The sequence below is a fragment of the Caballeronia sp. genome (assembly GCF_049581465.1).
Taxonomy (GTDB): Bacteria; Pseudomonadota; Gammaproteobacteria; order Burkholderiales; family Burkholderiaceae; genus Caballeronia.
Genome location: NZ_JBAUSA010001096.1, coordinates 1 through 8,739 on the forward strand (window position 1 = coordinate 1; position 8,739 = coordinate 8,739).

9 protein-coding genes and 1 pseudogene are annotated in these 8,739 nt (G+C 60.8%); 1 reads left to right on the forward strand and 9 read right to left on the reverse strand.

All coding sequences use genetic code 11. The features are described from left to right. Positions 1–162: 162 nt before the first annotated feature. Positions 163–1,038, forward strand: coding sequence for a manganese catalase family protein (locus tag WCA53_RS26775; protein WP_423917748.1), 876 nt, complete (start codon positions 163–165; stop codon positions 1,036–1,038). A 189-nt stretch (positions 1,039–1,227) separates the two neighbouring features. On the opposite strand, the gene WCA53_RS26780 is transcribed toward WCA53_RS26775, so the two are convergent. The 9 genes and pseudogenes from WCA53_RS26780 to WCA53_RS26820 all read right to left on the reverse strand — a co-directional run. Further along, on the reverse strand, positions 1,228–2,634 hold the full coding sequence (locus WCA53_RS26780; RefSeq protein WP_423917751.1) for an efflux transporter outer membrane subunit: 1,407 nt from the start codon (positions 2,632–2,634) through the stop codon (positions 1,228–1,230). Then, complete coding sequence (locus WCA53_RS26785; protein ID WP_423917774.1) at positions 2,631–3,530, reverse strand: efflux RND transporter periplasmic adaptor subunit; 900 nt, start codon at positions 3,528–3,530, stop codon at positions 2,631–2,633. Before WCA53_RS26785 ends, WCA53_RS26780 begins: the two co-directional genes overlap by 4 nt. Position 3,531: 1 nt before the next feature. After that, positions 3,532–3,756: a DUF1656 domain-containing protein gene (locus WCA53_RS26790; protein WP_423917754.1), complete on the reverse strand. Its 225-nt coding sequence runs from the start codon at positions 3,754–3,756 to the stop codon at positions 3,532–3,534. Continuing rightward, complete coding sequence (locus tag WCA53_RS26795) at positions 3,756–5,819, reverse strand: FUSC family protein (protein ID WP_423917757.1); 2,064 nt, start codon at positions 5,817–5,819, stop codon at positions 3,756–3,758. Before WCA53_RS26795 ends, WCA53_RS26790 begins: the two co-directional genes overlap by 1 nt. A 228-nt stretch (positions 5,820–6,047) precedes the next feature. Further along, complete coding sequence (locus WCA53_RS26800; protein WP_423917760.1) at positions 6,048–6,725, reverse strand: type 1 glutamine amidotransferase domain-containing protein; 678 nt, start codon at positions 6,723–6,725, stop codon at positions 6,048–6,050. A 180-nt stretch (positions 6,726–6,905) separates the two neighbouring features. Continuing rightward, entirely contained in the window at positions 6,906–7,346 is a 441-nt protein-coding gene (locus WCA53_RS26805; protein WP_423917764.1) for a CBS domain-containing protein, read from the reverse strand. A gap of 169 nt (positions 7,347–7,515) precedes the next feature. Further along, positions 7,516–7,743: a CDGSH iron-sulfur domain-containing protein gene (locus tag WCA53_RS26810; RefSeq protein WP_423917768.1), complete on the reverse strand. Its 228-nt coding sequence runs from the start codon at positions 7,741–7,743 to the stop codon at positions 7,516–7,518. A 79-nt stretch (positions 7,744–7,822) separates the two neighbouring features. Beyond that, entirely contained in the window at positions 7,823–8,554 is a 732-nt protein-coding gene (locus tag WCA53_RS26815) for an ABC transporter ATP-binding protein (protein WP_423917771.1), read from the reverse strand. After that, positions 8,542–8,739, reverse strand: a pseudogene (locus WCA53_RS26820) (ABC transporter); the annotation flags it as partial. The pseudogene WCA53_RS26820 and the gene WCA53_RS26815, both read right to left, overlap by 13 nt.

Consider the following 8,739-nt stretch of genomic DNA (forward strand, 5'->3'; position numbering starts at 1 on the left):
CTTCCAACACCGTTGCGATGCTCCGGTTAAAGAAGATTCCGGGCACGTCTTGTGCGCAAGTGGGGTTGCTGTCCATTAACATTTCATCGTCTACGCCAAAGGCATTTTCGCTTTTAGAACTGAGCGCGGCCCGGGCTACCTACGCACCTCTAAGGAGTATTCATGTTCATTCACAACAAGCGTCTGCAATACACAGTTCGCGTCGCCGCTCCCAATCCCGGCCTCGCAAACCTGCTTCTCGAGCAGTTCGGCGGCCCACAAGGCGAACTCGGGGCCGCATGCCGCTACTTTACGCAAGCGGTGGGCGAAGACGACCCCGGCCGCAAGGATATGCTGTTTGATATCGCAACCGAAGAATTAAGCCACCTCGAGATCGTAGGTTCGATCGTCGCGATGTTAAATAAGGGCGCGAAAGGCCAGCTCGCCGAAGCCGTCGAAAGCGAAGCGCAGTTGTACCGGTCGATGACCGGCGGGGGCAACGATTCGCACATTACCTCGCTGCTCAATGGTGGCGGACCGGCCCTGACAAACTCAGCCGGCGTACCGTGGACTGCCGCTTATGTCGATACGATCGGTGAACCCACGGCAGATCTGCGCTCAAACATCGCAGCTGAGGCCCGGGCAAAGATCCTCTACGAACGTTTGATCAATGTGACTGATGACCCGGGCATTCGGGAAACGCTTGGGTTTTTGATGACGCGCGAAATCGCACATCAAAAGTCTTTTGAGAAGGCGCTCCATTCGATTCAACCGAATTTCCCGCAGGGCAAGCTTCCCGGGATCCCGGAATACACGAGCGTGTATTACAAGATGTCGCAGGGCACCGAAGCGGAAACACGCGGTCCGTGGAACGAGGGTGCCGATTGGGAATTCGTCGAAGATCCGCAGCCAGCAGTGGACGGTGGTGACGGCCTGGCAACCGTGAACGTGAATGGAGCAGATGTCAAAGTACTGCAGGCGATGGCGGCCCGCACGGCATCGGACACGAGCGCTGACCCGAAGACGGGCGCTGACTTGGGCGCTGGCCAAGCGGCCTGAACCGGACGGTTCGGCGTTGTCGCGTGACGGGACCGTCGCAACATGGGGGTAAAACCTGTGGTAGATGTCGAGGTGGGCTTGAGCGGCATCGGACAGCGAATACCGGTGGCCGATGTTGCCTTTTAGCTCACCCATAGTTTTGAGCACGTACTTAGCACTGCTTTACGCATCGTTTTGAAACGCGTGCCCTCATTGCCAGCCACCGCCAAGCGCCAGGAAGGTTGCAATCTGGTCGCTGTTTACTTCTGCCTCCGCTGACGCCACCGCGGCTTCACTGTTGACCCACGTGCGCTCGGCATCGAGCGCGACGAGGCCGCCCACTTTCCCGCCCCGCCTGAGTTCGCTCGTGCTCTTGTTGACGACCATGGCCTGGTCGCGTGCAGCCTTGAGGCGCTGCAGTTGATTCAATGCGCCCGCATAGGTGTCAAGCGACGTTTCGGTCTCTCGAAGCGCCACGAGTACCGTGCTGTCGAAGTTCGCCAGACTCGCGCGGGTCTGCGCCTGAGCCGCGGAGATTCGATCGCGAACGGCACTACGATGCAGGTCCCAAGTGACGAGCGGTCCGACGGCGAAACGGTTTGTCAGCGGACCAAAGGCGCTTGAGGCTGCACCCGTCGATCCTATCGTAGCGCCTAGCATGATGTCGGGATAGAGCGCCGCCGTCGCGACACCGACGTCGGCCGTTGATGCGGCGAGCCAACGTTCGGCGGCACGCACATCAGGCCTGCGCTGGAGCAGCGCGCGTCCGTCGCCCGTTGGTAGCAACACTTGCAGCGCCAATGATGTGTGGCAAGCGAGCAGGGACCGGTCGTATTGCTCAGGCGGCTGTCCCATGAGTGTCGCAAGGCGGAATGCGGCATTGAGCTGGCGCGCCTGAAGCGGCGCTAGCTGCGATCGGCTGCCTTCTATCGGTCCCTGCTGACGCGCCTGATCGAATGGGGCCGCACGGCCGTGCGTGATCAGTTGCTGCGTGAGTGCAAGACTCTGTTGCTGAACCAATATGACCCGCTTGAGCACCTCGATCTGGTTGCCGGCGTTGCAGACGTCAGCGTAAGCGCGCGCTGTTTCAGCCGCCACGTTGACTCGCACAAGATCCCGCGCTGCGACCACGGCCTCGTCTCGCGCGGAGGCTGCTTCAATGCCACGTCGGATGCCTCCGAAAAGGTCCAGGTCGTAGCTCATCGTGATCCCCACGTTATAGATTTGGTGGCGCGGGGGCTCGATGTGCGAAAGCACCGCCTGGGCGGACTGTTGCGTATAGCTGGTTTCCGCGTCGGCGGCGATACGTAGGTCGCGCTCATCGCGAACCTCGGCAAGCAGCGCGCCGCTTCGCTCCAGATTGGCCTGCGCCGCTCTAAGATCAACGTTGCTGGCCAGCGCTTTTTCTACAAGATCATCCAATACCGGATCATTGAAAAGGTGCCACCAGTGGTCGGGCAGCGGCGCGTCGGATGCTGCAAGCCCGCCGGCAATAAAGGCGCCGTTGGCTTCGGGAGCATTGACGATCGCATCGGCGGGGATCTTATAGTTGGGCCCGACCTCTGCACAGCCTGCCAACGCGATCAACATGCCTGCGGCGAGATTGCGCGCGTTCACCACGGCAGGCTCCGCTTCACCCGGACCTCGCCGGATCGCGAATGAATCTCCACCGAAGCGGTCTGCCCGGGTACGAGGCGCACGCCCGGCGGAACCGAATCAATCGCGATGCGCACGGGGATGCGCTGCGCGAGTCGCACCCAGGTGAACGCCGGATTCACATTGGCAAGCTGCCCGTCAGTTCCCATTCGCTCGCGATCTTCGACGCCACCGGCGATGCTTTCTACATGGCCCCGTATTTCGTTTGCCACGCCCATCAAATAGATGCTCGCCGGGTCCCCCACATTGACGGCGGGCAGCTTCGTCTCCTCGAAATACCCCTCCACACGCAGTGAGCTTGAGCTGACAAGCGCCATGGCCGCTTTGCCTGCATTCAGATACACACCCGGCTGCAGATCCACGTTAGACACTGTGCCGTCAACCGGCGCACGAACCAAAGTCCGCTCCAGATTAAGCGCCGCGAGAGCGCGCGCAGCTTCCGCCTGCTTTACGCTCGCGTGCAATTGTTCGACCCTCGCCATGCCCTGCTCGGTCGATTCAGTAGCAACCACGTCGGGCAGCGAGCGATTGCGCCGGTCTTCGCGCCTCGCCTCATTGAATTCCGCCGTTTGTTTCTCGACATCCGCCTCGGCCAGATCAAGTGCGATTTGGTACCGCGAAGGATCAATGACGAGCAGCACTTGGCCCTTTGTGACGACCTCGTTGTCGCGAACGCGCACATCGGTGACCAGGCCGCTGATATCGGGGGCAATCGGCACGATATCAGCGCGCACGCGGCCATCGCGTGTCAAGGGTTCAACCTGATAGCGAACCCACAGCGCGTAGATCACGACGAGGATGCCGAGTATGACGGCAACAGTCGTCAGCGCGCGCACCAGGTTGGGAAGTCGCAGCATCTCAGGAAATGAACCCACGAGGGAGATAGCCATCGGCGAGGCGTGCAATACCCCACCAGAGCAGCAGGAAAATCGCCAGTTCAATCAGCGCGGGTTGCCAGAGAATTGCATGAAGCGGCAGTCGCAGCAGTGTCCCGCGCAGAAGTGACGTGATGATGAGCGCGACAACCGCCCAGACCAGGGCGGAGGGCATATAGACGCCAAAGAGATGGATCTCCTCAACCATCACGCGGCACTCCCGCAGAATCGCGAGCTCGGAAACAGGTTGCAGCGCATGCCGACGAGTGCCAACAGCAACGCGTCACGGGTGATCGATTGCTGGTCCCTTGTAGTCTCTATAGCCTGGTCCAGCGCATGCATCAACGACGAAGTGGCGGCGACGGCCACGCCTTTGCGCCTTCTCGCGCGATACAGTTCGGACACCTCGCCAAGTGCAGACTGGATCGCAAGCCGGGCATGCTCGCTGACATCCGTGAGCGCCTCGCGGGCTTGAATGATGTTTCGGCCGATGCGCAGATCGATGAGTCCATCGGCTGCGTGCAATGCGTCTTCCGGACCCGCCAGCGCCATGCGCGCTGCGATCTGACCCAGCCGGTCGATGGCTTGCGCCGTCCAGGTCCGGGCATCGAGCGGTGCGCTCATATCGGCAAGCTGCGCGAGATCCGCCCAGTTCTGGTGAACGATTCGATAAGCTGTCCAACGCGCATTGGCAGAGCGAAACAGCTTGGTGACGGCGAGTGTGGTGACGATACCTACAACCTGTGCCAACCCCGTGTTGAGGAACAGGGCGAAGTCCACGTGAAAGCGATCGAGAAAGCCCATCGCAACAATAAAGCAGGAAAGCATGGGCAGGGCACGCGCGGAGCGCGCCGGATCGGCCTGGATATAGCCCATCCAAAGCAACGCCGGTGCCAGCGTCACAATGAGCATCCCCGCGCCATCAACCCTTGGCAGGATGACAAACAGATACAGCGCCGCAAGTGGAAAAGTGGCGAGCGTCGACATCAGGTAGCGCCCGATTACGGGGGCAGGATCATCTTGCGCCGCGAATGAACACGTTATAAGCGCGGCAAAAGCCGCCGTGGTCGAGCCGCTTGGCCATGCGAGAAGGATCCAGAACGTGGAATAAAGAATGATCGCAACGGTCGTTGCGGCACCGGCGAGCAATGCGAGACCGTGATCTCGCGCGAGAGCGAATTCACGCGTACTGCCTGGGATTTCGACCAGGCGGGAAACGTCGGAGTCCTGCTCGTCGATCGCACGAACCAGCACACGCGCCGCGTGCAGCGTGTCCACGAATGCCGCCATGCGGTCACACAGGCTTGCGCTCAGAAGCGACGCCCATTCGCCATCGCGCAAATGCGTGGCCGAGAGCGCCCGGCAACGGGACGCCAGCTCGATATCGAGCGTATCGGCAAGATCCTTCGACCCCTTCAGACTGGCGGCAAGCGAGTCGACCAGTGTAGCCGTCTCCGTATCGAGGGCGTCGAGCGCGCGCAATCGGTCAAGCCTGTCGGCTGCAGCTGAAGCAAGGGGTAGAAGCGCCGCGAGCCGATGTTGTAGTTCGAAGACGATCTCCTGCGTAGCGCTTGCAAAGCGCTGGTCGAACGGAAGATTGCCGGCCAGCATGCCGAGTTCGGTGACGTCGGCTGCCAGCTTGCGGCGATGTTCGTACTCAAGCCTTGCATGGCGGGTGCCGAGCGCATCGGCCGTCCAGCGGGAAGCATGCTCAAGAAATGCCACGGCTCGCTCGCGGATCACAGGACGAACGTTCGTCGGACGCAACAGCATATGCGTGACGGTCACGCAGAGAATCGCCACCGCCATTTCCTCGACGCGGGAAACGGTCGTCGTGAAAATATCCGATGGCTCGTAGAGGTAAGGAAAGCTGATGATTGCAGTGCTAAATGACGCCATCTGGAACAGAAATGCGCGCGGCGTGCGATCGAGCACGGCGAGGTAAATGCAGAAGCCGATCCAGAGTGCGAGGCACAGCACCAGCAGGGCCGGCGAATTTTGCAGGTTGGGAACGAGGAGGATGCTGACTACTGCACCTGTTGCAACCCCTGTCAGGCGGTAGAGGGCCTTCGGGCGAAATGCGCCGGCCATCGGCTGGGCCGTCACGTAGACCGTCAGAAGCGCCCACCAGGGGCGCGGCAAGCTCACTTCGAACGAGACGACGAGCACAAGCGCTGCTGCGACAAAGGTGCTCAGCGAGAAGGTCAGCTTCTTAAGGTCGATCGCAAGAACATCGCTGGGGTGCGGCCGGATAGTAAGAGGTTGCGACATCACGGATACCTTCGAACGAATCAAGCCGGGGGAGCCCGGGCGATTCTCCGAAAGGATAGTCGATCCCCGGCTTGATCACATTCTGGACGCGCCGATCCAGCAACGGCGAGCATGTTGCGACGCGACATGGAGAGGTCGCAGGCTTAGGTTTAGAGCAGAAGATTGGCCGCGCGATGGACGACGCCTGGGTATCGCGGCGCGGGCCCTTGAGCCCGCGCCGGATTAGAACTAGGCCTGCAGAAGCTTAAGCAGTTCCTTGGCAGCCGGGCCGGAGGAGGCCGGGTTTTGGCCGGTGACTAGCCGCCCGTCGACGAGGGTAAAAACGGACCAATCGTCTCCCTTTTCATACGTGCCGCCCAGACGCTTCAGTTCGTCCTCGACGAGGAAGGGCACGATCTTGGTCAGGCCTACGGCTTCTTCCTCACTGTTGGCAAAGCCGGTGACGCGCTTTCCCTTGACGATGGACTGTCCGTTATACGTCACTTTCCGCAGAACGCCGGGCGCATGACACACGGCGGCAACCGGCTTGCCGGCGTTGTAGAAATCCTCGATCAAGGCGATCGAGTTCTTGTCATTGGCCAGATCCCATAGCGGGCCGTGGCCGCCGGGATAGAAGACCGTATCGTAGCCATCAGCCTTGACGTCAGCCAGCTTTACGGTGTTGGCCAGGCGCTTCTGGGCATCGGGGTCCTTCTTGAAGCGTTCCATCGGCTCGGTCTGGTTACCCGGCTCGTCGCTCTTGGGATCGATCGGCGGCTGGCCACCCTTGGGCGACGCCAGGGTGATCTCTGCCCCGGCATCCTTGAACACGTAGTAGGGCGCGGCAAACTCTTCGAGCCAAAAACCGGTCGGCTTGCCTGTATCGCCGAGCTGGTCGTGCGAGGTCAAAACCATCAAGATCTTCATTGTCAGACTCCGTTTATTGAGGTGAATACTTAACTGCGATTTGACTCAGCACGGTTCGGTCCCGATGCGCGTCGCGTAAGTCCTAAAGGATCCTCCGCTGCAGCAAGGACGCTGTGCCCAACGTTCATCGATTGGCTTTTTGCAACGCCCGGTGCTGCGGTGTTGCGCTGTTGCACAGGCTCAGGTCCGCTCGCCCGTGATGTAGTGTTCGAGTTGCTGGATCGTGAACTCCTGTTCAGCGATGACGTTCTTCACCAGGTCGCCGATCGAGATCATGCCGACCAGCCGTTCCTGATCGATCACCGGCAAATGGCGCATGCGACGCTCTGTCATGAGTGCCATGCATTCGTCGCTTGACTGATCGGGCCGGACGAAAATCACCGCCCGGGTCATGATGTCCTGCACCGGCGTGGCCTTCGACGAGCGTTCCATCAGCACTATTTTTCGCGCATAGTCGCGCTCTGAGATGATCCCGGCGATCTTGTCGCCATCGGTGACGACCACGGCGCCGATCCGCTGTTCCGCCATGAGTTTGACCGCGTTGTAGACGGAATCCGTTGCGGCGATCGTGTAGACGCTTTGGTTCGACTTCGATTTGAGGATTTGTGCAACGCTTTTCATGGAGCGGCTCCGTGTCGCACTGCAGCACAATGACTCGCGACGCGCTGTCGTGAGGGACGACCCCTTCCAGTATAGGCGGCGTTATTGCATGAAGAAACGCGGGAACAAGTTTTGTCCGTTCGCCATCGACTAGCGGGCGGCAGCCTGCTATTGACGAAAGTTCGATGCATCAGGGTGTCGGGCCTTGTTCCTGCGGCTTGTCGTCAAGATTGTTCCTGAACCCTTCCTTCTTGTGCGAGCCATCGCAGAATGGCTTGTTTTGCGAGTGGCCGCATCGACATAGCCAGACCTCATCCTTCTCCACCTCGATATTTTTCCCGCCTGGAGTGGTGATCTTGAAGTCGCCCTTTATGTAGTACGGGCCGTCATTGCGGGGGGTGATAATCGCCGTCGCCATTTGCGCCTCCGATGATTGAGAACACGCGCGGTCTCGCGCATGTTAGCGCCACTATTTCAGTGTATATCCGATTCCCGGGTCACTCTGTCGCTACAGCGCTGCCGCCAAGATACGCGGCGCGGACCCGGCTGTCCTGTGCCAGATCCCGGGCTCGGCCGGCGAGCGCGATGCGCCCGCTTTCCAGCACGTAGGCCCGATGCGCGATGCTCAGCGCCTGGCGTGCGTTCTGTTCGACGAGCAGGATCGATGTGCCTTCGTTGCAGATGTCGGCGATCATGCCGAAAATCGCGCGGACCAGTTTCGGCGCCAGCCCCATGGACGGTTCGTCCAGCACGATGATGCGCGGCTGCAGCATCAGGGCGCGTGCGATCGCCAGCATCTGCTGTTCGCCACCGCTGAGGGTGCCCGCCAACTGGCTGCGTCGTTCACGCAGCCGCGGGAAGGTCTCATAGACCCTGGCCATCCGCTGGGCCAGCATGGCGGCGTCGCGTCGGATCAAATAGCCACCGAGTCGCAGGTTTTCCTCGACCGTCAGTGCCCCGAACATACGACGGCCTTCCGGCACGTGACCGAGACCTAGCGCCACGATCTGGTGAGCACGCAGTGCGTTCAGCGGCTGGCCGGCCATCACGATCTGTCCCGCGCGTGGACGAATCAGGCCGGAGATGGCCCTTAGCGTGGTGGTCTTTCCCGCCCCGTTGCTGCCGAGCAATGCGACGATCTCACCCTTGTCCACGTCCAGCGATATGCCATGCAGAACCTCTACGTTCCCATAGCTCACGTGCAGGTCGCGGATTTCTAGGAGTCCCACAGCGATTCCTCCCCGGCAGCATCGTCGACGGCCTCGTCTTTCCCGGCCGTACCCAGATAGGCGTCGATCACACGCGGGTCCGCCTGGATCTGGGACGGCAGGCCCTCGGCGATGATGACGCCATGGTCCATGACGATAATGCGGTCCGACACGCCCATCACCAGCATCATGTCGTGTTCGATCAG